The 23461-nt window shown below is 72.7% G+C and carries 19 protein-coding genes; 12 read left to right on the top strand and 7 right to left on the bottom strand.

Annotated elements, in window-relative coordinates; all coding sequences use genetic code 11:
* Positions 1–66 precede the first annotated feature (66 nt).
* Positions 67–666 carry a PadR family transcriptional regulator gene (locus O7612_RS08495; RefSeq protein WP_282272005.1) on the bottom strand — a complete coding sequence of 200 codons (600 nt, stop codon included), beginning with the start codon at positions 664–666 and terminating at the stop codon, positions 67–69.
* A gap of 128 nt (positions 667–794) precedes the next feature.
* Here O7612_RS08495 and O7612_RS08500 point away from each other — a divergent pair, with 128 nt between their 5' ends.
* Both O7612_RS08500 and O7612_RS08505 read left to right on the top strand, forming a co-directional pair.
* Complete coding sequence (locus O7612_RS08500) at positions 795–1634, top strand: DUF4081 domain-containing GNAT family N-acetyltransferase (RefSeq protein WP_282272007.1); 840 nt, start codon at positions 795–797, stop codon at positions 1632–1634.
* Positions 1635–1790: 156 nt separating this feature from the next.
* Positions 1791–5414: an ATP-binding cassette domain-containing protein gene (locus tag O7612_RS08505; RefSeq protein WP_282272010.1), complete on the top strand. Its 3624-nt coding sequence runs from the start codon at positions 1791–1793 to the stop codon at positions 5412–5414.
* Positions 5415–5459: 45 nt separating this feature from the next.
* Here the strand turns inward: O7612_RS08505 and O7612_RS08510 are convergent, their stop codons facing one another.
* From O7612_RS08510 to O7612_RS08520, 3 genes are all read right to left on the bottom strand, one after another.
* On the bottom strand, positions 5460–6527 hold the full coding sequence (locus tag O7612_RS08510; RefSeq protein ID WP_282272012.1) for an NADH:flavin oxidoreductase/NADH oxidase: 1068 nt from the start codon (positions 6525–6527) through the stop codon (positions 5460–5462).
* A 73-nt stretch (positions 6528–6600) separates the two neighbouring features.
* A complete protein-coding gene (locus tag O7612_RS08515) occupies positions 6601–7908 on the bottom strand; it encodes a dicarboxylate/amino acid:cation symporter (RefSeq protein WP_282273843.1) in 1308 nt (435 codons plus the stop codon).
* 202 nt (positions 7909–8110) lie between these two features.
* A complete protein-coding gene (locus O7612_RS08520) occupies positions 8111–8794 on the bottom strand; it encodes a DUF998 domain-containing protein (RefSeq protein ID WP_282272014.1) in 684 nt (227 codons plus the stop codon).
* Between the two features lie 236 nt (positions 8795–9030).
* On the opposite strand from O7612_RS08520, the gene pcaF reads away from it, so the two are divergent.
* The 4 genes from pcaF to O7612_RS08540 all read left to right on the top strand — a co-directional run bounded on the left by pcaF (position 9031) and on the right by O7612_RS08540 (position 14052).
* The gene (pcaF, locus tag O7612_RS08525) at positions 9031–10236 is read left to right on the top strand and encodes a 3-oxoadipyl-CoA thiolase (RefSeq protein ID WP_282272016.1); all 1206 of its coding nucleotides are present in this window, start codon (positions 9031–9033) and stop codon (positions 10234–10236) included.
* A gap of 303 nt (positions 10237–10539) precedes the next feature.
* Positions 10540–11358 (top strand): SAM-dependent methyltransferase, encoded by an 819-nt coding sequence (locus O7612_RS08530; protein ID WP_282272018.1) that lies wholly within the window; start codon positions 10540–10542, stop codon positions 11356–11358.
* A gap of 7 nt (positions 11359–11365) precedes the next feature.
* Positions 11366–13555 carry an EAL domain-containing protein gene (locus O7612_RS08535; RefSeq protein ID WP_282272020.1) on the top strand — a complete coding sequence of 730 codons (2190 nt, stop codon included), beginning with the start codon at positions 11366–11368 and terminating at the stop codon, positions 13553–13555.
* Entirely contained in the window at positions 13552–14052 is a 501-nt protein-coding gene (locus O7612_RS08540; protein ID WP_067304939.1) for a DUF456 domain-containing protein, read from the top strand. The genes O7612_RS08535 and O7612_RS08540 overlap by 4 nt, the downstream gene beginning before the upstream one ends.
* Positions 14053–14169: 117 nt before the next feature.
* Here O7612_RS08540 and O7612_RS08545 read toward each other — a convergent pair whose 3' ends face one another.
* A complete protein-coding gene (locus O7612_RS08545) occupies positions 14170–14370 on the bottom strand; it encodes a DUF397 domain-containing protein (RefSeq protein WP_282272024.1) in 201 nt (66 codons plus the stop codon).
* Positions 14361–15128 carry a DUF5753 domain-containing protein gene (locus O7612_RS08550; protein ID WP_282272025.1) on the bottom strand — a complete coding sequence of 256 codons (768 nt, stop codon included), beginning with the start codon at positions 15126–15128 and terminating at the stop codon, positions 14361–14363. The genes O7612_RS08545 and O7612_RS08550 overlap by 10 nt, the downstream gene beginning before the upstream one ends.
* 207 nt (positions 15129–15335) lie before the next feature.
* Here O7612_RS08550 and O7612_RS08555 point away from each other — a divergent pair, with 207 nt between their 5' ends.
* From O7612_RS08555 to O7612_RS08565, 3 genes are all read left to right on the top strand, one after another.
* Positions 15336–15665 (top strand): flavin reductase, encoded by a 330-nt coding sequence (locus O7612_RS08555; RefSeq protein ID WP_282272027.1) that lies wholly within the window; start codon positions 15336–15338, stop codon positions 15663–15665.
* Positions 15666–16086: 421 nt separating this feature from the next.
* On the top strand, positions 16087–16287 hold the full coding sequence (locus O7612_RS08560; protein ID WP_282272029.1) for a hypothetical protein: 201 nt from the start codon (positions 16087–16089) through the stop codon (positions 16285–16287).
* A 454-nt stretch (positions 16288–16741) separates the two neighbouring features.
* Positions 16742–18385: an amino acid permease gene (locus tag O7612_RS08565; RefSeq protein ID WP_282272032.1), complete on the top strand. Its 1644-nt coding sequence runs from the start codon at positions 16742–16744 to the stop codon at positions 18383–18385.
* Between the two features lie 142 nt (positions 18386–18527).
* Here the strand turns inward: O7612_RS08565 and O7612_RS08570 are convergent, their stop codons facing one another.
* On the bottom strand, positions 18528–19076 hold the full coding sequence (locus O7612_RS08570; protein WP_282272034.1) for a hypothetical protein: 549 nt from the start codon (positions 19074–19076) through the stop codon (positions 18528–18530).
* A 644-nt stretch (positions 19077–19720) separates the two neighbouring features.
* Here O7612_RS08570 and O7612_RS08575 point away from each other — a divergent pair.
* The 3 genes from O7612_RS08575 to O7612_RS08585 all read left to right on the top strand — a co-directional run bounded on the left by O7612_RS08575 (position 19721) and on the right by O7612_RS08585 (position 23422).
* The gene (locus O7612_RS08575) at positions 19721–21085 is read left to right on the top strand and encodes a glutamine synthetase family protein (protein ID WP_282272035.1); all 1365 of its coding nucleotides are present in this window, start codon (positions 19721–19723) and stop codon (positions 21083–21085) included.
* 208 nt (positions 21086–21293) lie between these two features.
* Positions 21294–22649: an aldehyde dehydrogenase family protein gene (locus tag O7612_RS08580; RefSeq protein ID WP_282272037.1), complete on the top strand. Its 1356-nt coding sequence runs from the start codon at positions 21294–21296 to the stop codon at positions 22647–22649.
* 5 nt (positions 22650–22654) lie between these two features.
* Positions 22655–23422, top strand: a complete 768-nt coding sequence (locus tag O7612_RS08585) for a 3-oxoacyl-ACP reductase (RefSeq protein WP_282272039.1) — start codon at positions 22655–22657, stop codon at positions 23420–23422.
* The last annotated feature ends 39 nt before the right edge of the window (positions 23423–23461 follow it).

Here is a 23461-nt window from a genome sequence, read left to right on the forward strand (position 1 = left end):
CCGGTGGGAGAGCCGCCCTTTTTCCGTACGGCGGGGTGTGCGGGCTCGCCGGGGTGTTCCCGGCGGTCACTCGGATTCGGCGAGGATCGCGTACAGCTTGCGGCGGGTCTCGTCGAGCACCTGGGCGGCGCGTTCCCGCTGGTCGTCCGTGCCGGTCATCATCACCTGCCGTAGCGCGTGCATGGCCTGCGCACCGGCGTCCCGGATGTCGTGCCAGCTGTTGACCGTGTTCTCGGCGAACTCCGCCCAGGGCGGGGTCTGCGCGGCCGTGGTGGCCTCCTCCTGGCCGGCGTCGGTCAGGGCGAACCGCTTGCGCCCGCCGCCGGCCGGATCGGTGCTGGCCGCGATGACGCCCTCGTCCTCCAGGAGTTGCAGGGTCGGGTAGATCGAACCCGGGCTGGGCCGCCAGGCCCCGCCGGTGCGGGAGTCGATCTCCTGGATCATCTCGTAGCCGTGCATCGGCCGCTCGGTGAGCAGGGCCAGCACGGCGGCCCGGACGTTCGGCCGGCGGCCCCGGCCCCGCCCGCGACCGCCCCGCCCGCCACCCCAACCGCCGGGGCCGCCGCCCCAACCCGCGGGCCCGTGCGGGCCGGGCGGAACGGGCGGGAACCCGAAGCCGCGTTGCCGTGCCTCGTGCAGTGCGTGGATTCGACGGTGAAATCCCATCGTGTCGTCCTTCCTTGGACTGTCGGTGATGCATCAACGATATATCGGCAATGTGTTGTCGACAAGTCTCTCACGGGCTGTGCCGGTCGCCCGGCGAACCACCGCCCCCATCTGGCAGGCTGGTAACCGTGCTGACGGTGCCGGTACGCCAACTGGGAGAGTCGGAACGTCGCGCGGTGGAGCGGCTGCTCGACCTCGACCCGTTCGCCGGTGCGCAGGTCGCCGAGCGGATCTCGGCCCGGGGTCTGGCCTGGTGGCGGGCCGAAGGACGGATCCTCGGCTACGGCACCCGCCGCAACCTGGAGTCGATCTGCTGGCTCGGCGGCAACCTCACCCCGATCCTCGCCACCGACGCCGCCGTCGCCGCGTTCGCCGAGCAGCTCTCCGGCGAGGAACGACTCTGCTCCTCCATCGTCGGGCGGGCCGACGCGGTGCTCGGCCTCTGGGAACGGCTCGCCGACCACTGGGGGCCGGCCCGCGACGTACGCCCCAACCAGCCGCTGCTGGCCACCGACACCCTGCCCACCGTCCCCGCCGACCCGGAGGTACGCCGGGTCCGGCCCAGCGAGGTGCACCGGCTCTTCCCGGCCGCGGTCGCCATGTACGCCGAGGAGGTGGGCGTCTCCCCGCTGGCCGACGACGGTGGCCGGGCCTACCGCCGCCGCGTCGAGGACCTGGTCCGCGCCGGCCGGGCGTACGCCCGCCTGGTCGACGGGGAGGTCGTGTTCAAGGCCGAACTGGCCGTGGTGACCCGCCGGACCGCCCAGATCCAAGGCGTCTGGGTGGCGCCGCAGTGGCGCGGACGCGGCATCGCCACCGCCGCGATGGCCGCCGTGGTCCGCGACGCGCTGCTCCGGGTCGCCCCCACCGTCAGCCTCTACGTCAACGACTTCAACCGCCCTGCCCGCCGGGTCTACGAACGCTGCGGCTTCCACCCGGTAGGCACCCTCGCCACCATCCTCTTCTGACCGGTCCCGACCCCGGCTCGCCCCGCCCTCCGGCCCCGGGCTGGTGTGCGGACGGGCAGCCGGGCGGGCGGGGTGTAATGCGGTAAATGCGTTGAGGGGAGGCTCGGGGAGGGTCAGGCTGGGGGGTACCGCCACCCCGGTCCGGAGGGATTCTCCATGCGCCTGCTCCGTGATCTCTGGGCCTCCGCGCCGCGCCGCGTGCCGGTGGTGATCGTCCTCGTCGTGCTGGGTGCCGCCGGTCAGGCCGCCGCTTCGGCGGTCGCCGGTCCGGTGCTGGTGCACCGGTCGGCGGGCTGGTTCGTGGCGTTGGTGGTGGCGCTGGTCCTCGCCGTCTTCAGCGAGTTGGTGATCGCGCTGCTGATGGCCGGCATCACCGCCGACTGGTCGGCCGACGTACGCCGCAGGCTCTGCCGGGTCGCCCTCGGCCAGGATCTGCCCACGCTGGAGGGCACCCCGGTCGGCGAGCTGCTGGACCGGATCGACAACGACGTCTACCAGGTCGCCGCCGAGCTGCGGAACACCGGCGTACGGCTCGTCCAGGGCGTGGTGCTCTGTCTGCTCGCCGCGGTCAGCGCGTTGTTCGTCTGGTGGCCGGCCGGCGTCGCCATGCTGCTGCTCACCGTGCTGCTCGGGGTGCTGCTGCGCCGCCCCACCGCGGCCATCGCGCCGGCCCGGATGGCCGAGGAGGAGGCCTGGTCCGACCTGGCCGCCGTGATGGAGGAGGCGGTGCACGGCCAGGACGACGTACGCACCAGCCTCGCCCAGCCGTACGTGCTGCGGCTGTTCGCCCGGCGGGCCGCCGAGGTGCTGGCCCGCTGCCGCCGGGTCTTCCTGATGTCGGCGCGGGTCACCGCGTCCGCCGCCGGCATCGTCCGGATCGGGATCGCCGGGGTGGTGCTGGTCGGGGCCTGGGCGTTGGCCACCGGGCGGGTCGACGGGGCACGGTTGACGGCGATCTGGCTGCTCGCGTTGAGCTTCGGCGCCACCGTCGAACACCTCGCCCGCTGGGTGCCGCACCTCCAGTACGCGCTCGGGGCCTGGGCGCGGGTGCTGTTGCTCTCCGACGCCCGGCAGGAACCCTCCGGCGGGGTCACCCCCACCGACGGCGACCTGACGTTGCGCGGGCTGACCTTCCGCTACCCGGCCGCCGAGGGCGACCGGGGGCCGGCCCTGCGCGACGTCCGGCTCAGCTTCGTCCGGGGCCGGTCGTACGCGCTGGTCGGCCGGACCGGGTCGGGCAAGTCCACCCTGGCCAAGGTGCTCACCCGGGCGGTAGAGGTGCCGCGCGGCACCGTCCTGCTCGGCGACACCGACCTGTGTGACCTGGACGTCGAGGAGCTGCGCCGGTGGATCGCCGTGGTGCCGCAGCGGACCGAGATCCTGGCCGGCACCCTGGCCGAGAACGTCGCCCTGTTCGACCCGGACCTGCTCGACGCGGCTCCCCGGGCGCTGGCCGAGCTGGGCCTCACCGGGTGGGTCGCGGAACTGCCGGACGGCATCCGGACCCGGCTCGGCGAGGGCGGGTACGTGCTCTCCGCCGGTCAGGAGCAGTTGGTCGCGTTCGCCCGCATCCTGGTCCGCGACCCGCACGTGGTGATCCTCGACGAGGCCACCGCGCGGCTCGATCCGGTGACCGAGAGCCGGGTACGCGAGGCGACCGAACGCCTGCTCACCGACCGGATCGGCATCGTCATCGCGCACCGGCTCTCCTCGGTGCAGCGCTGCGACGAGGTGGTGGTGATGGCCGACGGGGCGGTCCTGGAGGCGGGACCGTTGCGCTCCTCGGCCCGCTTCGCGGAGCTGCTCGCCACCAGCCGCGCCGCCGCGTACACCCCGGCCGGTACCGCCCGGGGCGGGGTGGGCCTGCTCGACGGCCCCGCTCCGACGTGCCCGGACGACGGCGGCCGGGAGTGGAACGCCGCCGACGGTGGAACGGCCCGGGGAGTCTCCGGCCAGGCCACCGGGGAAGCGGTCGGGGAGGCCGGGCGGGGATCCCCCGGCCAGGCCACCGGAGGAGCTGTCCGGGGCGCCGCCGGCGGGGGAGCGGGGGCGGTCGGCGGGACGGCGGTGGTCGTACCCAAGAGGGATCCGCCGCCGCTGCCACCCGCCGCCCCCGCGCGGACCATGCGGGAGATCCTGCGGTTGGGTGTCAACGACCCGCGTTTCGGCCTGCTGTCCATCGTGATGTTCGTGGTGATGAGCGTGCTCGGCCTGGACGGCACGGTGCTGCCCTGGCTCTGGGCGGACGTGGTCGACGGTGGCAGCCCGTGGTTGCCGGCGATCGGCATCGCGGCCGCGCTGTTGATCGTGCTGCCGCTGCCCTACTGGACCAACCTGCGCTTCCCCCAGTGGTGGGTACGGCAGATGCTGCGGATGAGCCTGCGGCTGGTGCACGGGCAGACCGGTGCCCGGCGGACCAGTACGCACACCCCGGCCGAGGTGGTGGCCCAGAGCGGCGACACCGAGCGGGTGGTGCAGCTCGCCGACAACCTGATGGACCAGTTCATCGCCCTGACCATCGTGGTGGTCATGACGGTGGTGACGGGCAGCCCCGTGCCGGCGTTGTTCTTCCTCGGCACGATGGCCGTCTCCGGGCTCGCCGCCACCCTGTTCGGACCCCGGCTGGAACGCTCCGCCCGGGACACCGTCGCCGCCCGCGCGGCCTTCGCCACCGCGCTGGTCTCCTCGCTGTCGGCGGCCCGGACGGTCAAGCTGGCCGGTGCGACCCGGCCGGTGCTCGACCATCTCTCGGCCCTGGACCTGGTCCGCAGCGACCGGCAGCGGCGGGAGATCGCCGCGCAGGTGTGGGCCCGCTCCACCCCGTCGGTGGCGAGCGGGCTGCTGCCGATCGGGGCGTGGGTGCTCTATCTGTCCGGCGGGCTGTCCGCCGGTGCCACCCTGGTCGCCGTCTCCACCCTCGGCGCGGCCCGCTGGTTCGCCTGGACCACCGCGGCGCTGGTCTCGCAGTACCCGTCGGCCCGGGTGTGGACCCGGCGGACGGTGGCGATGACCGGGGTCGGGGCGTACTCGGCGAAGGTGCCCGGCGTGGACCTGGTCGCCGGCACCGCGCCCGCGCCGGAGCCGCCGCCGCGTCGGCCGCTGCGCCGGCTGGCACTGGCCGGCTTCGGGGCGCTGCACTCCGACGGCACCCTCGCCGTCCGAGACGTCGACCTGACCGTGGACCGGGGGCAGCTCGTGCTGGTGGTCGGGCCGGTCGGCGCGGGCAAGTCGTCGCTGCTACGGGCGCTGGCCGGGATCGTGCACCACGTCGGCGAGCTGCGCTGGAACGGTCAGCCGGTGACCGAGCCGGAGCTGTTCCTGCGGCCCGGCCAGGTCGGCTACGTCGGCCAGCTCCCCCGGGTGCTCTCCGGCACGGTGGCCGACAACATCGCCCTCGGGCACGACGTGGACGCCGCCGGTGCGGTGACCACCGCCCAGCTCACCCCCGACCTGGCGACCGGGGGCGGGTTGGGGCTGCTCATCGGGCACAAGGGCACCCGGCTCTCCGGCGGGCAGTTGCAGCGGCTCGCGTTGGCGCGGGCGCTCGCGCCGCGTACCGAACTGCTGGTCGCCGACGACGTGTCGTCCGCGCTGGACGTCACCACCGAGCTGGCGCTCTGGGCGGCGTTGCGCGAGCACGGGGTGACCGTCGTCGGCTCCACCGCCAAACGGGCCGCGCTGGTCCGCGCCGACCACGTGGTGGTCCTGGTCGACGGCACGGTCGCCGCGCAGGGGCCGTGGCGCGACCTGGAGAACGACTGGGGTCACCTGGCCGGCTGACCCCACCCCCGGGGGTGGGGTCAGCCGGTGACGGCCCGTCGGCGGTCAGAAGGCGCGGGCGTACGGGTCGGGCCACTCGGGGGTGGCACCGAGCTTGGCGGCGGCGCGACGCGGCCAGTACGGGTCGCGGAGCAGCTCCCGGCCGAGCAGCACCAGGTCGGCCTCGCCTGCGGCGACGATCTGCTCGGCCTGCTCCGGCTCGACGATCAGACCCACCGCACCGGTGGGGACGCCCGCCTCGCGGCGGATCTGGGCGGCCAGTGGCACCTGGTAGCCCGGCCCGACCGGGATGCTCGCCCCGGCCGCCGCCCCGCCGGAGGAGACGTCCACCAGGTCCACCCCGGACGCGGCGAGTTCGGCGGACAGGGCCACGCTGTCGTCCACCGTCCAGCCGCCGTCCACCCAGTCGGTGGCGGAGATCCGGGTGAGCACCGGCACCTGCTCGCCGACGGTGGCGCGGACCGCGCGGGCCACCTCCAGGGTGAGCCGCATCCGGGCGGCCCGGTCGCCGCCGTAGCCGTCGGTGCGGTGGTTGGTCAGCGGGGACAGGAACTCGTGCAGCAGGTAGCCGTGCGCGGCGTGGATCTCCACCACGGCGAAGCCGGCGTCGACGGCCCGGCCGGCGGCGGTGGCGAAGGCCGACACCACCCCGGCGATCCCGGCGGAGTCCAGCGCGGTCGGCTGCCGGTAGTCGGGCAGGAACGGGTCGGCACCCGGGCCCACCGGCGTCCAACCACCCTCGGCGTCCGGCACCCCGCCGTGCTGCCGCGCCCAGGGCCGGTAGGTGCTGGCCTTGAACCCGGCGTGGGCGAGCTGCACGGCGGGCACCGCCCCCTGGCCGGCGACGAACGCGGTGACCGGACGCCACGCGTCGACGTGCGCGTCGGACCAGATGCCGGTGTCCTGGGGGCTGATCCGTCCCTCGGGGACGACCGCGGTGGCCTCGGTGACGATCAGGCCGGCACCGCCGACGGCCCGGGAGCCGAGGTGCACCCGGTGCCAGTCGGTGGGCAGGCCGTCCGGGCCGGAGCTGTACTGGCACATCGGCGCCAGGGCGATCCGGTTCGGCAGGGTGACGCCGCGCAGGGCGAGGGGGGTGAACAGGGAACTCATGCGGGTGATCCTCCGGTACGGGCAGGTGGCGGTGCGGGGCGGGGCGCGGTGTCCGGGGGAGCGCCCGGCGTGCTCAGGCGGGTGCCGGTGCGAGGTCGTCGCGGCGGGCCGGCGGCTCGGCCCCGACGGTCTCGTCGGCGTCGGTCAGGTCCCGCTTGCCGGCGGTGGCGTACGCGTCCCGGTCCAGGGTGCCCTCGCGGGCGGCCACGATGGTCGGCACGACGGCCTGCCCGGCCACGTTGGTGGCGGTGCGGATCATGTCCAGGATCGGGTCGATCGCCAGCAGCAGACCGGCCCCGGCCAGCGGCAGGCCCAGCGTGCTCAGGGTCAGGGTGAGCATCACGATGGCACCGGTCAGGCCGGCGGTGGCGGCCGAGCCGACCACCGAGACGAAGGCGATCAGCAGGTAGTCGCCGACGCCGAGGTCCACCCCGAAGACCTGGGCCACGAAGATCGCGGCGAGGGCCGGGTAGATCGCGGCGCAGCCGTCCATCTTGGTGGTCGCGCCGAACGGCACCGCGAAGGAGGCGTACTCGCGGGGGACGCCGAGCCGCTCGACGGAACGCTGGGTCACCGGCATGGTGCCCACCGAGGAGCGGGAGACGAAGGCCAACTCGATCGCCGGCCAGGCCCCGGCGAAGAAACGCAGCGGGTTGAGCCGGGCGGCCGTCACCAGCAGCAGCGGGTAGACCACGAACAGGACGATCGCGCAGCCGACGTAGACGGCGGTGGTGAACCTCGCCAGCGGGGCCAGCAGGTCCCAGCCGTACGCGGCGACGGCGTGGCCGATCAGGCCGAGGGTGCCGATCGGGGCGAGCCGGATCACCCACCACAGCGCCTTCTGCACGATGGCCAGCACCGCGCGGTTGACCTCGACGAACGGTTCGGCAGCCGCACCGACCAGCAGCGCGGCGGCACCGACGACCAGGGCGAGGAAGACGATCTGGAGCACGTTGCCCTCGACGAACGCGCCGACCGGGTTGGTCGGCACGATGCCGGTGAGGAAGTCCGTCCACGAGCCGGTGGTCTTCGGCGCGGTGGCGCCGCCGACGTCCAGGCTCACCCCCCGGCCCGGGTTGGTCACCAGGCCGAGACCGATGCCGATGCTCACCGCGATCAGCGCGGTGGCCCCGAACCAGAGCAGCGTCTTGAGCGCCAGCCGGGCGGCGTTGGCCACCCCGCGCAGGCTGACCACGCTGATCACGATGGCGGTGAAGACCAGCGGCGGCACGGCCAGCTTGAGCAACTGGACGAAGAGCCCGCCGACGGTGTCGAGGGTGCCGGCCAGCCAGCTCAGGTCGTTGGCGCGGGCGAGGAAGCCCAGGGCGACGCCGAGCACGAGGCCGAGCAGGATCTGGGCGGAGAAGGGGAACTTGCGCAGGGTGGAAGACATGGGGCGTCCCGGGTCTGAGGGGGTGGTCGGTGTGCAGCGTCAGGAGCGTGGCTGCGCCGGACAGACCCCGCTGGCCTGCCGTCGGAGATCGACGTACAGGCGCACGGTGAGGTGCCAGACATTGGTCATCGCCAGCCGACGCTACTCCGGGCCGCTCGGCAGGTGGAAGGAGCGCTCGGCGTGAGGCTCCTTACAGGGACGTTCTCGACACGGCGACCGGTTCGTCATGTTCGGCACCGTCCGGCACGCCCTGCGCCGGGGGTCGCTGCCGGGCCAGCAGCAGCGCGGTGAGCAGGCCCCAACCGACGCAGATCGCCAGCAGCAGCCGTTCCAGCCCGCCCAGCAGGTCGCTCCGGCCCACCGTCAGCAGCCCCAGGGCGGTCGCCCCGGCCACCGGCAACGCCATCACCCCGGACACCCGGGCCACCCGTCGCAGGGCCGGCGTCGCCGGACGGAGGAAACCGATCACCAGCATCGCGAGCACGGTCACCCCGACCGCCGCGATGCTCGCCCCGCCGTGCACCAGGTCCGCCGGGGTCGCCGCCTCGAACGGTGGCAGCGGGCAGCCGGCGCTGCAGGTGACCGCGCCGGAGAGCAGCGCGCCGACCGCGCCGGCCGCGAGCAGGACGGCCGCGGGCCGCAGCGCCGTCGGCAGCGCGGTGGCCAGCAACAGCAGCGCCGCCGCCAGGGTGAAGACCCCCGTCCGGTACGTCGACGCGAGAGCGCTGTCGGGGACACCGGCCTCGCTGACGTACCCGCCCGCCGGGCTGCCGGGACCGGCCGCGACGGCGACGGTCACCGCGGCCGTGCCGAGCAGCACGCATCCGGCGGCGGCCCACCCGGCGACGGCCCGGACCGACGCGTGGTCAGGCACGGTCGTGCGGGGTGACCCGGCCGGTGGACCGGTCGGGCCGGGGGACGACCGCCCCACCGGTGGAGGTCTCTGCGCGCAACGGGGCCATGTCCCCAACCTATCCGCTCCGGACACGGCCGGCTCCGGGCGTCACTGCGGGGTCCGACCGGCGCGGATATCCTGACGGCCGGCGTCCCCGTGACCCGGGCCACGCCGGCCCGCCAGCCCCTTCCCACCCCCCCGAAGGACGTGCGTCGATGACCGTGGCATACCTCGTGGCCGGAGTCCGTACCCCGATCGGCCGGTACGCCGGTGCCCTCGCCGGGGTACGCCCCGACGACCTGGCCGCCCACGTGCTGCGCGAACTGGTCGCCCGCCACCCCTCGGTGGACTGGACCCGGGTCGACGACGTGGTGCTGGGCTGCGCCAACCAGGCCGGCGAGGACAACCGCAACGTGGCCCGGATGGCGGCACTGCTGGCCGGGCTGCCGCAGGAGGTGCCCGGCAGCACCGTCAACCGGCTCTGCGGTTCCGGGCTGGACGCGTTGGCCACCGCCGCCCGCGCCGTGGTGGCCGGGGAGGCCGACCTGGTACTCGCCGGGGGCGTCGAGAGCATGAGCCGCGCCCCGTTCGTCCTGCCGAAGGCCGCCACGCCCTACTCCCGCGCCGCCGAGGTGTACGACACCACCCTCGGCTGGCGGCTGGTCAACCCGCTGATGGAAGCGGGCTGGGGCATCGACTCGATGCCGGAGACCGCCGAGAACGTGGCCGCCGAGTTCGGTGTCGACCGGCGTGCGCAGGACGAGTTCGCCCTGCGCTCGCAGCACCGGGCCGCCAAGGCGCAGGCCGACGGCCGGTTCGCCGAGGAGATCGTGCCGGTGACCGTGCCGGCCGGCCGCCGGGAGACGCAGTTGGTCGAGGTCGACGAGCACCCCCGGGAGACGACGCTGGCGAAGCTGGCCGCGCTGCCCACCCCGTTCCGGGACGGCGGCACGGTCACCGCCGGCAACTCCTCCGGCGTCAACGACGGCGCGGTCGCCCTGCTGGTCGCCTCCGCGGCGGCGGTGTCCCGGTACGGCCTCACCCCGCTGGCCCGGATCCGGGGCGCGGCGGCGGCCGGCGTACCGCCGAGGATCATGGGGATCGGGCCGGTGCCGGCCACCCGGCGGTTGCTGGACCGGCTCGGCGTCGCGCTGGCCGACGTCGACGTGATCGAGCTGAACGAGGCGTTCGCCGCGCAGGGGATCGCGGTGCTCCGCGAGCTGGGCCTGCCGGAGGACGCCGAGCACGTCAACCCGAACGGCGGGGCGATCGCCCTGGGGCACCCGCTCGGGGCCAGCGGCGCCCGGCTGGCGTTGACCGCCGCCCTGGAGCTGCGCCGTCGGGGTGGGCGACGGGCGCTGGCCACCATGTGCGTCGGGGTGGGCCAGGGCATCTCGCTGCTGCTCGAGTCCGTCGACTGAACCGGCGGACCGGTCACCGGGGGCGTCGGGCCGCCCGACGGTGGTGACGGCGACCCGATCGGTCGCCGTCACTGTCCGGTGGATGCCCGGCTGCCCAGGGTGACCGCCGGTCGTTCGGGCCGTCCGCCCTGCTGGGGCGGCCACAGATCGGGGTGAGCTGATCTCCCGCACCTGGACGGACGGGCCTAGAGTGGTCAGCACCACACGATCCGCGGGTCGGCCGGTGCGGCTCCGCGTGCCCGCGCACGCCGTCGACACCGGTGCCCTCCCGCACCGCGGCGACGAACTGGGGGCCAGACAGCGATGCAGACGCCGGACGGACTTCCCGCCGAGATCGACCTGAGCCGGCCCAGCGCCGCCCGGGTCTACGACTACTTCCTCGGCGGCGCGCACAACTTCGAGATCGACCGGCGGCTCGCCGAGCAGATCGCCAGCATGACCCCGAACCTCGCCGACACCATGCGCTCAGGCCGGGAGTTCCTGCGCCGCGCGGTCCGGGTGCTGCTCGACGCCGGCATCGACCAGTTCCTCGACATCGGGTCGGGCATCCCCACCGTCGGCAACGTCCACGAGGTCGCCCAGGCCGCCAACCCGCAGGCCCGGATCGTCTACGTCGACATCGACCCGGTGGCCGTGGCGCACAGCCGGGAACTGCTCGCCGGCAACGACCGGGCCGTCGCCGTCCACGCCGACCTGCGCGAGCCGAAGCTGATCCTGGACGAGGCCCGGTCCAGCGGTCTGATCGACTTCGACCGGCCGCTCGGCATCCTGCTCGCCGGGGTGGTCCACTTCGTCCCGGACGCCGACCGGCCGGCGGAGATCCTGGCCACCCTGCGGGCCGCCGCCGCCCCGGGCAGCTTCCTGGTCGTCTCCCACTCCACCTTCGAGGACCAGCCCCAGGAGATGCTGGACGCGCAGCGGCTCTCGGCGCGGACCGACACCGCGATCACGCTGCGGTCCCGCGCCGAGGTCACCGGCTTCTTCGGTGACTGGACGGTGCTGGAGCCCGGCGTGGTGCACATGCCGTTGTGGCGGCCCGACTCCCCGTCCGACGTGGACGAGCACCCGGAGCGGGTCGGGGCGTTCGGCGGCGTCGCCCGGTACGACCACACAGCCGGCTGAGCCGACCATGTCCGCCGTTCCGGACACCGGCGGCACCGACCCCCGGCCGGGTGCCCAGGGCTACGCCGCCGACTGGGCGCGGGCGGTACGCCGGCTCGGGTTCGTGCCGATGAGCGCGGACGAGACCGAGCGGCTGCTGCTCGTGCACACCGTACGGCTGGCGCAGGCCCTGCTCGCCGACGACTTCTCCACCACCCCGGCCCAGGACGTCGGCCGGGCGCTGGTGGAGGCGCACCTGACCGAGCCGCGGATCCTAGACTGGTCGGTGCGGGCGCTCGGCGAGCAGTTGCCGCAGCGGGTGCTGCCTCCGGTCGACCTGCCGTCCGACCTGGCCGCCCGGGTGGCCGCCCTCCAGGGTGGGCTGGCCGCCGGATTCGGCCGCGCGCTGCGGGACCGCACCTTCAGCCAGCAGGAACGGATCGCCCGGTCGGCGTGGCAGGCCCGGGACGCGGTGGAGCGGGCGTTGCGGGACAGCGAGGCCCGGTTCCGGGCGGTCTTCACCGGCGCGGCCATCGGCATCGGCATCGCCGGCATCGACGGTCAGATCATCGACGTCAACCAGTCCTTCGCCGACATGCTCGGCTACACCCCGGAGGAGCTGCGGCAGACCAACGTCGCGTCGCTCTTCCACGCCGAGGACGCGGCCGGCATGTGGGAGCTGTACCAGGAGCTGATCGAGGGCAAGCACGACAGCGTACGGGTGGAGAAGCGCTACTACCGCAAGGACGGCAGCGTCGTCTGGACCGACCTGGCCGTCTCGCTGATCCGGCACGACGACGGCCGCCCCCGGTTCACCGTCGCGATGATCGAGGACATCACCCAGCGGTACGAACTCCAGCAGCGGCTGCGCTTCCAGGCGCTGCACGACCCGCTCACCGGCCTGCCCAACCGGACGCTGTTCTTCGAGACCCTCGGCCAGGTCTTCGCCGACGCCGGCCCGGAGCAGCGGATCGGCGTCTGCTTCCTCGACCTGGACGGCTTCAAGGCGGTCAACGACAGCCTCGGCCACGACCTCGGGGACCGGCTGCTGGTCACCATCGCCCGGCGGCTCTCGGACTGTGTGATCGGCCAGGGCCACCTGGTGGCCCGGATGGGCGGCGACGAGTTCGTCATCCTGGTCAACGGCGGTGAGGGGATCGACGACGCGGTGGGGGTCGCCGAGCTGGCGCTCGCCGCGGTGGCCGCACCGGTGCTCGTCGGCGACCACCAGCTCGCCGTCTCGGCCAGCATCGGCGTGGTCGAGTGCCCGGCCAGTGAGACCAGCGTCTCCGAGCTGATGAAGGCCGCCGACACCACGCTGTACTGGGCGAAGGCGGAGGGCCGGGGCCGTTGGGCGGTGTACGACCCGGAGCGCAGCGCCGCCGACATCGCCCGGTCCGCCCTGGCGGCGGGCCTGCCGGCGGCCCTGGACCGGGGCGAGTTCGTGGTCCACTACCAGCCGATCGTCTCCCTGCTGGACGGCTCGATGATCGCGGTGGAGGCGCTGGTCCGCTGGGCGCATCCGGAGCTGGGTCTGGTCGGCCCGGACCGGTTCATCGGGCTGGCCGAGGAGACCGGGCTGATCGTCCGGCTCGGTGAGTGGGTGCTGCGGCAGGCGTGCCGCGACGCCCGCGCCTGGCACCGCGAGTTCCCCGAGGCGAAACTGGTGGTCAGCGTCAACCTGGCGGCCCGGCAGGCGGACGACCCGGCGATCGTGGACACGGTGGCCAGCGCGCTGAGCCGGACGGGCCTGCCGGCGGAGCTGTTGCAGTTGGAGCTGACGGAGAGCGCCGTGATGGGCACCGCCGGGGAGCCGTTACGGTCGTTGTACCGGTTGGCCGACCTGGGCGTACGGCTGGCCATCGACGACTTCGGCACCGGCTACTCCAACCTGGTCTACCTGCGGCGGCTGCCGATCCACTGCCTGAAGCTGGCCGGTCCGTTCGTCGAGGGCATCCGGGGTGCCGGCGACGGGTCTCCGCCCGACCACCGGGACGAACGGATCGTCGACGCCCTGGTCAGGTTGGCGCACGCGCTGGAGCTGTGGGTGACCGCCGAGGCGGTGGAGACCGGGGAGCAGGCGGAACGGTTGCGGGCACTGCGCTGCGACACCGGGCAGGGCCGCTGGTTCGGCCCGCCCGCCCCGGCGGAACAGATCACCGCCCGCCTGCGGGGCGGGATCGGATCGGGACCGGACGGGGGAGAGGTGGCGGGGTGAGCCTGACCGACGGCGGGACGGCGGCCTCGGTGATCGCGGCGCTCGCGATCGTCGCCGGTCTGGCCGGGGTGGTGGTGCCCGGCCTGCCGGCGTTGCCGCTGTGCTGGGGCGGGGTGCTGGTCTGGGCGCTCTTCGGCGGTGCCGGGCCGGGCCGCTGGGCGGTGCTCGGCGCGGCCACGGTGGTCGCCGCCGCCGGTGCGGTGGTCAAGTACGCCTGGCCGGGGCGCAACCTCAAGCGCACCGGGGTGCCCACGTCGTCCCTGCTCGTCGGGGGTCTGCTCGGGTTGGTCGGGTTCTTCGTCATCCCGGTGGTCGGCCTGGTGATCGGCTTCGTCGGCGGGGTGTGGGGGGCCGAGCGGCTGCGGCTGGGCAGCAACCAGCTCGCCTGGCCGGCGACCGTGCAGGCGTTGAAGGCGGCCGGGCTGTCCATGCTGGTGGAGTTTCTGGCCGGGCTGCTCGTCGCCGCCCTCTGGGTGGCGGGCCTGCTGCTCACCTGACCATCGGCGGCGAGACGATCCACTCGTGGGCCGGTGTCGCGGTGTCCGGTCGCCGGAACCCCGCAGCGTCGACCTGGGCGATCGATCAGGACGCGGCGGGCGATGGTCGGGGGAAGGTCAGGCAGCGGGGCCGATCTGTTTGGCCAGCCCGACGAACGCCTGCCAGCCGGCCGGCGCGAAGGCGAGGGCGGGGCCGGAGGGGTCCTTGCTGTCGCGGACCAGGACGACACCGGGCAGGTTGTCGGCCACCTCGACACACGAGCCGCCGTTGTTGCCACTCCTGGTGCTCTTGCGCCACTGCGCTCCGGTCATGTCCATGATCCTGCCGCTTCCCTGATCAGGTCGAGAGATTGGCTTCGGGGGAGGGCCTCACCCCTGATGCGCTCCCACCTACGACTGAGGGTAGCAACATCGGTGGCCTCGTGGAGGATCTGCGCGGGCGCTTGACTGTCCACGTGAGCGACATGTTCACCACTGGGCAGCTCAGCGATGATGAAGCCACCCCCAAGGCCTGGATACATGCCAATGTCTCTCGGCACGATGTGCACCCGCACCATGGGCAAAGCCGCGCAGCAGGCAAGTTGCTCGATCTGCTCCCGCATAAGCCCACGGTCGCCGTAGACCGACTGGTACAACACGCCCTCGAAGATGACGGCGACGAACAGCGGTGGTCGGTCCCTGCGTAGAACGGCCTGTCGCTCGATGCGCGATGCCACCAGTTCGTCTGCCTCCCCGGTGGTCAGCGCCTCTCCGGCGAGGGTCGCCCGCGCATACGCCTCGGTCTGCAGTAAGCCTGGTATCCAGCAGTGTTCAAACCAACGAAGAGCTAAGGCTTCCCGCTCCCAGTCGACCCATTTTCTCAGCCACTGTGGCTCGCGGCGCTTGAGGACATCGGGCCATAGGTCACCAACGTCCCGACCGAGGATCGCGGCCACGGTCGCCCGTCGGCGCGGTTGCGGTACCCGTCCCGGAGATATCCACCGCGCTGCCGTCTTCGGGTCGACACCCGTCTGAGCCGCCAGACTCTCTGCTGTCTCGCCGACCTCGGCCATGGCCTCCTGAAGCGCGTGGTTCATCCCACCTCCATCGTGGATGTCACGAACGTCCGTGAGCATAGATTAACGTCGTGTACTGATCCCGTCGCACTGGGCAAGGTTGCCTCAGGTGGGCCTGCTTCACGCACGAGGTGCTGGGGCTGGCTTCGCGGGGACCGTTCCCTGCTCCCGGAGGGAACGGTCCCCACTCCAGCCATGCGAGGAGGTCGACATGAGGGATGCGGTCGGATGGGCGAGGTGCCGGAGGACACCGCCCGGCCGGGCGGTCGGCGGCGGTGCTGCCGCGCTGAGGGTGTGGTGATGGTGGTGGTCCGTCCGCCCGTCCCGCACGTCGCGATGCGTCCGCTGTGGCGTTGTCGCAACTGCGGCCGGCAGTGGCCCTGTCAGCCGGCCAAGCTCGCGCTGCTCACCGAGTACCGCCACGACCGGATGTCCCTGCTGATCTACCTCGGCACCCTCATGCACGAGGCCACGATCCAGCTCACCCGACTCCACCCGGCCCATCCACCGAGCGGCATGACCGAGCGCTTCCTGTCCTGGGCCAGAGCCCGGGGCTGACCCCCACCCGCACCGGACGAGGCCGCCGTGCCGTTGGCGGACAACCAGCGGAACGGCGGCCCTCGTCCTGCATGGCTGATCAGGCCGCTCGACGGGTGCCGACAGCAGATGCGATCTGACACGTTGCACGACTGGTGCCCCTTCGCCGCAATTATTGAGAGTGCGGTTCGGCCACTACGCCAGCGCCAGGTGTGATGCCCACCGGTCGAAGCCGACTACCGAAAATTGGTACGAAATGCTTGCCGGGATGCAGCGACCAGAGTTGGCCGCTCGGTTCCGAAGCCGATTCCGAGTTTTTAGTCAGTTTCGTGACAAGGGCCAACACCCTGGTGTCATCGCCGGCGTAGATTGGATGTCCACCTGCGCGATTCTGCGGCTGACCGCCGTCAAGCCGCACCGGGCGCACCCTCGGGAGGCGACCATGCGCTGGCTCATCATCCTCGTTGTCGTACTGCTGGCGGTCGTGGCCCTGGCACTGTGGCGGCGCAGTCGGCGGACGGCGATCGACGGGGACCGGCAGGTCCGCGACCTGGCGGCGTCGGCGGAGGCCCGCCGCCGGCTGGACGACCACCGGAACCCGACGGACGGCAGCAACCTCCGCAGCTCCGGTGGGAGTCTCTGACGGGGGCGGTCACCCTTTTGTCGACATCGACGGGCAGCACGTCGACCGCGCCGTCGCCGTCAGCAGGAGTGGCCGGTCCGGTGTCGACCGGGTACGGCGGAGCGGGACGTCCGTCGGGTACGGCGGGACGCCGTACGTGAGAGAGAGGTGGACGCCCCGCGCCGCCGTGAGCCGGGCTCCTGCCGAGCGCCCGGCGTCGGCCCGTCGCGATCGGGCCTGGTCACAGGCTCAAGGATGCGTCGGTGCGCGGCTCGGGGCAACCTGATTACCGCCCGGTCGGGCACCTGATCATCGCGCGATGGGGTATCCCGGCCACCGCCCGGTCGGGGCACGCCGATTTTACGAGTTCGGCACCGGCGACGGATTGACCGTCGTGATCGGCGGGACGAGACTCGGGCGCACTCGCACCGGGACCACCCGGGCGGTACCGGGTACCACCTCACGGAGGTGTGCTGTGGCCACGACGCCCCCGCCGACCAGCGGACGACCGACCAACGGGCAATCGACAGCCGGGCAACCGCCGGCCGCCGCGCCGCCGCCGGACGACGATGCCCGACGGCTCGCCGAACTCGGCTACCAGCAGGAGCTGCACCGTAAGTGGAGCGGCTTCTCCAACTTCGCCATCTCGTTCTCGATCATCTCGATCCTGGCCGGTTGCTTCACCACGTTCGGCCAGGCATGGAACAACGGCGGGCCGGTCGCCATCTCCTGGGGCTGGCCGCTGATCTCGCTGTTCATCCTGATCATCGGTTTCTGCCTGGCCGAGCTGGTGTCGGCGTACCCGACCGCCGGGGGGATCTACTGGTGGGCGGCGAAGATGGGCCGGCCGGTGCACGGCTGGTTCACCGGCTGGCTCAACCTGATCGGCCTGGTCGCGGTCACCGCGTCGGTGGACTACGGCTGCGCCACCTTTCTCAACCTCACCCTGTCGGCGCTCTTCGACGGGTGGGAGGGGACACTGCGGCAGGCGTTCGTCCTGTTCGTGATCATCCTGGCCCTGCACGGGCTGATCAACATCTTCGGGCACCGGATCATCGACGTACTCCAGAACGTGTCGGTCTGGTGGCACGTGGCCGGCGCGGCCGCCGTGGTCGCCATCCTGCTGCTGGTGCCGGACGAGCACCAGAGCTTCCAGTTCGTGTTCACCGAGCGGTTCAACAACTCCGGGTTCGGTGACGGCGACACCGGCGGGTTGACCTTCTGGTTCTACGTGCTGCCGCTGGGATTCCTGCTCACCCAGTACACGATCACCGGCTTCGACGCCTGCGCGCACGTCTCCGAGGAGACCCGGGGCGCGTCGAAGGCCGCCGCCCAAGGGCTGTGGCGGTCGATCTTCTATTCGGCGGTGGGCGGCTGGATCCTGCTGCTGGCGTTCCTGTTCGCCGCCACCGACGTGGACGCGGTGAATGCCGCCGGCGGGTTCTCCGGGGCGATCTTCGAGTCCGCGTTGACGCCGTTCTTCTTCAAGACGGTCATCATCATCTCCACCATCGGGCAGTTCTTCTGCGGGATGAGCTGCGTGACCTCGATGAGCCGGATGACGTACGCGTTCAGCCGGGACCGCGCGGTGCCCGGCTGGCGGCTGTGGTCGAAGGTCGACCGCAACGGCACCCCGGCCAACGCGATCATCGGGGCGACACTGGCCGGTCTGGTGCTCACCCTGCCGGCGCTCTACCAGAGCGGCGGTGTCCCGGTCGCCTTCTACGCGGTGGTGTCGGTGGCGGTGATCGGCCTCTACCTGTCCTTCGTCATCCCGATCGCGTTGCGGCTACGCCTCGGTGACCGGTTCCAGCCGGGGCCGTGGACCCTCGGCCGGAAGTACAAGCTGTTCGGTTGGATCGCGGTGGTCGAGATCGTGATCATCTCGGTCTACTTCGTGTTGCCGATCGTGCCGGCCGGGGTGCCCGGCAACGCGGAGTTCAGCTGGTCGGCGGTGAACTACGCGCCGCTGGCCGTCGGCGGGGTGCTGCTCGGCGTGGGCATCTGGTGGTACGCCTCGGCCCGGAAGTGGTTCACCGGCCCCCGCCGGACCGTCGACCTCCCCGCACCGGGATCGCCCGCGGCGGTGGACCCCGCGCGGGCCGACGAACCGGCCTGACCCCGGTCGCGCGGACCACGGGCAGCCCCTGGCTGAGGGCCTCCGGGAAGGAGTGTCCGGCCGGATGGCTGCCCGTGGTCTCGTCGGCGGTTGTCGCGCCGTCACGGACCCGCGCGCCGGGTCCGCTCCAGCCCGTCCACCGTCAGAGGTAGACGCTGTTGCTGAAGGTCAGCGGGATGAAACTGGTGGAGCCGCCGTAGCTCCAGGTGATGAAGGCGTCCGCGCCCGTCTTGTACTCCCCGCTGGACCGGGGGTATTCCGTGTCGGAACCGGCGGTGGTGGTGCTGTAGAGGGTGTGCGTGTTGTAGGTGACCTGGGTGCCGTAGCGGAACAGGGCCACCTCCACCTGGATCGCGTAGACGGGATAGGTGCACCGCACGGTGGCCAGGCCCTCCTCGCCGCCGCCGTACGGGCCGCCGTAGTAGACGAACGGCGTGCTCGGCGTCAGCGTGCAGGTGACGGTGATGGAACCGACGGTGCCCGTCACCGAGGTCGAGGCGAGCGTGCCGACGGAACCGGCCGACCGGCCGATCGTCGCGGCGGACAGGGAGGACAACGGACCGGTCGACTCGGCGCCGGCGGCGGGTGCGGCCTGGGCCGGGGCGGCCACCGCGAGCAGCACGGTGGACAGGGCGGTCGCCACCAGTGCGGCGAAGGACCGGGGCTTACCACGCAGAATTACTCTCGTCATGACGCGTCCTTTGTTGCGGCCCGAGAGGGCAGTTCGGGCGATACGGAAATCCGGTCGGGTGCGACGGATACGCCGACCAGCCGTTTTCCCGCAGGCGGCACCGGCGCATGGCGCGCACATGCGCAGATGGTCGGCGGGAGAGTGGGGGCGGGTCGGGCGACTAAATGGGGGCACGTCGCACCCGATTGGTCAGAGTCTGGCAAGGCGACGAGCTACCCGCAAGGTCACTGCGTGATTATCGATAGCCGTGCCGAGGGTCTGTCCGAACGGATGAAATTCGTGTCGCCGCAGACCTTTCCCGGGCCGGAAAGAATTGTTTCCGACGTTGTGTTCCCCGGCAATTCCCGTTGGTGACCGATGCCACCGCAGCACGTCGGCAGCCGGGAGGAGCGGCGGGCGCGACGACCGGCGGGAGCCGCCGCGACGGACACCCCACCACGGAGTCGCCGGGGGCCGGGATCCGGTCCGGGCGGGCTCCCCGCCACGGAGCCGGCCGGGGCCGGGATCCGGTCCGGGCTGGCGTGCCCCGGGGCGGGGATCCGGGTCGGGCCGGCATACCGCGGGGGCGGGTTTGCCGGGACGCGCGGACGGGGCATTGACGGTGATCCGCTAGGCCGGTAGACCTTGGTGATGGAGGCGCACGGATGAGGAAAGCCCCGCTCACGCTGGAACAGCTCCGGGTCGCCGTCGCCGACGGCGAGATCGACACGGTGGTGCTCGCCCTGACCGACATGCAGGGCCGCCTCCAGGGCAAACGGTTCCATGCCCCGTTCTTCCTCGACCAGGTGGTCGCCAACGGTAGCGAGGGCTGCAACTACCTGCTCGCCGTGGACGTCGACATGAACACCGTCGACGGGTACGCCATGTCGAGCTGGGAACGCGGCTACGGCGACTTCGCCATGCGCCCGGACCTGTCCACCCTGCGCCGGATGCCGTGGCAGCCGGGCAGCGTCCTGCTCCTGGCCGACCTGGAGTGGCTGGACGGCTCCGGCCCGGTGGTCGCCTCGCCCCGGCAGCTCCTGCGCCGGCAGCTCGACCGGCTGGCCGACCACGGACTGACCGCGTACGCCGGCACCGAGCTGGAGTTCGTCCTCTACCGCGACTCGTACGAGGACGCCTGGCAGCGCGGCTACCGCGACCTCACCCCGGCCAACCAGTACAACGTGGACTACTCGCTGCTCGGCACCGCCCGGGTGGAGCCGCTGCTGCGCCGGATCCGCACCGAGATGGCCGGCGCGGGGCTGACCCCGGAGAGCGCCAAGGGCGAGTGCAACCTCGGCCAGCACGAGATCGCCTTCCGTTACGACGAGGCGGTGGCCTGCGCCGACCACCACGTGATCTACAAGAACGGGGCGAAGGAGATCGCCGCCCAGGAGGGCATGTCGATCACCTTCATGGCCAAGCCGAACGCCCGGGAGGGCAACTCCTGCCACATCCACTTCTCGCTGCGCGACGTCGACGGCCGCTCGGCGATGCTCGGCGACGGGCCGGCGCAGCTCAGTGTGACCGGGCAGCGGGTGCTGGCCGGGCTGCTCGCCACCATGCGGGAGATGAGCCTGCTGTTCGCTCCCAACATCAACTCCTACAAGCGTTACCAGCCCGGCTCGTTCGCGCCGACCGCGCTGCGCTGGGGCACCGACAACCGCACCTGCGCGCTGCGGCTGGTCGGTCACGGGCAGGGCATGCGGGTGGAGAACCGGGTGCCCGGTGCGGACGTCAACCCGTACCTGGCGATCGCCGCTCTGGTCGCCGGGGCGGTGCACGGCATCGAACAGGAACTGGAACTGGCCGACGAGTGCACCGGCAACGCCTACGACGACCCGTCCGCCGAACGCGTCCCGCCCACCCTCCGCGACGCCCTGACCCTCTGGCAGACCTCCGACATCGCCAAGGCAGCCTTCGGCGAGGAGGTACACGCCCACTACACCAACATGGCGAAGGTCGAGCTGTCCGCCTTCGACGCCGCCGTAACCGACTGGGAACTGACCCGTGGCTTCGAACGCCTCTAACCCCACCCCTCCCCTCCCCACCCCCACCCCCCACCCCCACCCCCACCCCCCACCCCCACCCCCCACCCCCACCCCCACCCCCCACCCCCACCCCCAACCCCCAACCCCCTTCCCGCGTCGATCTTGGAGTTGTGGTGGACGATATGTGGTGTGACGTGGCTTATGTGGGGCACCACAACTCCATGATCGACGGGGAAAGGGGTGGGGTGTGACGCGGGTGGTGGATCCGGCTCGGGGGGAAGTGGTGGCGGAGGTTCCGGGCGTGGAGGTGGGGGAGGTGGATGGGGCTGTCTCGCGGGCCGCCGTCGCGTTCGAGGCGTGGCGGGGGGTTGCGCCGGGGGAGCGGGGGCGGATTCTGCGGCGGTTCGCCGGGTTGGTCGACAGCCACCTCGAGGAGTTGGCGCGGTTGGAGGTGCGCAACGCGGGGCACACCATCGGTAACGCGCGGTGGGAGGCGGGCAACGTCCGTGACGTGCTCGACTACTACGCGGGGGCGCCGGAGCGGTTGACCGGGCAGCAGATCCCGGTGCCCGGCGGCTGGGACGTCACCTTCCACGAACCGCTCGGCGTGGTCGGGGTGATCGTGCCGTGGAACTTCCCGATGCCGATCGCCGCCTGGGGGTTCGCCCCGGCGCTGGCCGCCGGCAACACGGTCGTGCTCAAGCCCGCCGAGCTGACCCCGCTGACCGCGCTGCGGCTGGCCGAGCTGGGGCGCGACGCCGGCCTCCCGGAGGGGGTGTTCACCGTGCTGCCCGGCCGGGGCGACGTGGTCGGCGAACGGTTCGTCACCCATCCGGCCGTCCGCAAGGTCTGCTTCACCGGCTCCACCGAGGTGGGCACCCGGATCATGGCCGGCTGCGCCGCCCAGGTGAAGCGGGTCACCCTGGAGCTGGGCGGCAAGAGCGCCAACCTGGTGTTCGCCGACGCCGACCTGGAGAAGGCGGCGGCCACCGCACCGTACGCCGTGTTCGACAACGCCGGCCAGGACTGCTGCGCCCGCTCCCGGATCCTGGTCCAGCGTCCGGTCTACGACCGGTTCCTGGAACTGCTCGAACCGGCGGTCCGGGCGCTGCGGGTGGAGGACCCGGCCGCCGAGACCGCCGAGATGGGACCGCTGATCTCCGCCGCCCACCGGGACCGGGTCGCCGGCTACCTCGACGGCGCGAGGGTCGCCTTCACCGGCACCCGCCCCGACGGCCCCGGCTTCTGGCACGCCCCGACGGTGCTGCTCGCCGACTCCCCGGCCGACCGGCACTGGCGGGAGGAGATCTTCGGGCCGGTCGTCTCGGTACTCCCCTTCGACGACGAGGCCGACGCGGTCCGGCTCGCCAACGACACCGAGTACGGCCTGTCCGGCTCGATCTGGACCCGGGACGTCGGCCGGGCGCTGCGGCTGGCCCGCGCGGTGGAGGCGGGCAACCTCAGCGTCAACTCGCACTCCTCGGTGCGGTACTGGACCCCGTTCGGTGGGATGAAGCGTTCCGGGCTCGGCCGTGAGCTGGGTCCGGACGCGCTGCACGCCTTCACCGACGTCAAGAACGTCTTCATCGGCACGGAGGAGTGACGCCAGTGCAGGGTCGGCTACAGGACCGGGTCGCCGTGGTGACCGGAGCGGGCAGCGGGATCGGGTTGGCCACCGTGCGGCGGTTCGCCGCCGAGGGGGCCCGGGTGGTCTGCGTCGACATCGACGACGAGGCCGGCGGGCGGGCTGCCGAGGAGGTCGGCGGGGAGTACGTGCGCACCGACGTCGCCGACGAGGCGGCCGTGCGGAGCCTCTTCGACGGGGTGGCCGAGCGGCACGGCCGGGTCGACGTGGCGTTCAACAACGCCGGCATCTCCCCGCCCGACGACGACTCCATCCTGGACACCGGGCTGGACGCCTGGGAGCGGGTGCTGCGGGTCAACACCACCAGCGTCTACCTGTGCTGCAAGTACGTCATCCCGCACATGCGCCGGCAGGGCAAGGGCTCGATCATCAACACCGCCTCGTTCGTGGCGCTGATGGGCGCGGCCACCTCGCAGATCGCGTACACCGCGAGCAAGGGCGGGGTGCTGGCGATGACCCGGGAGCTGGGCGTGCAGTTCGCCCGGGAGGGCATCCGGGTCAACGCGCTCTGCCCCGGTCCGGTCGCCACCCCGCTGCTGCTGGAACTGTTCGCCGCCGACCCGGAGCGGGCCGCCCGTCGGCTGGTGCACGTGCCGATGGGCCGGTTCGGCGCACCGGAGGAGATCGCCGCCGCGGTGGCGTTCCTGGCCAGCGACGACGCGTCGTTCATGACCGCCGCGCAGTTCGTCGTCGACGGTGGCATCACCGGCGCGTACGTCACCCCGCTGTGAGCGGGTCCGCCCGGCCCGGCCCGGTCGGCGACCACCCCG

It is taken from the genome of Micromonospora sp. WMMD987 (assembly GCF_029581435.1).
GTDB classification, from domain to species: domain Bacteria; phylum Actinomycetota; class Actinomycetes; order Mycobacteriales; family Micromonosporaceae; genus Micromonospora; species Micromonospora rifamycinica.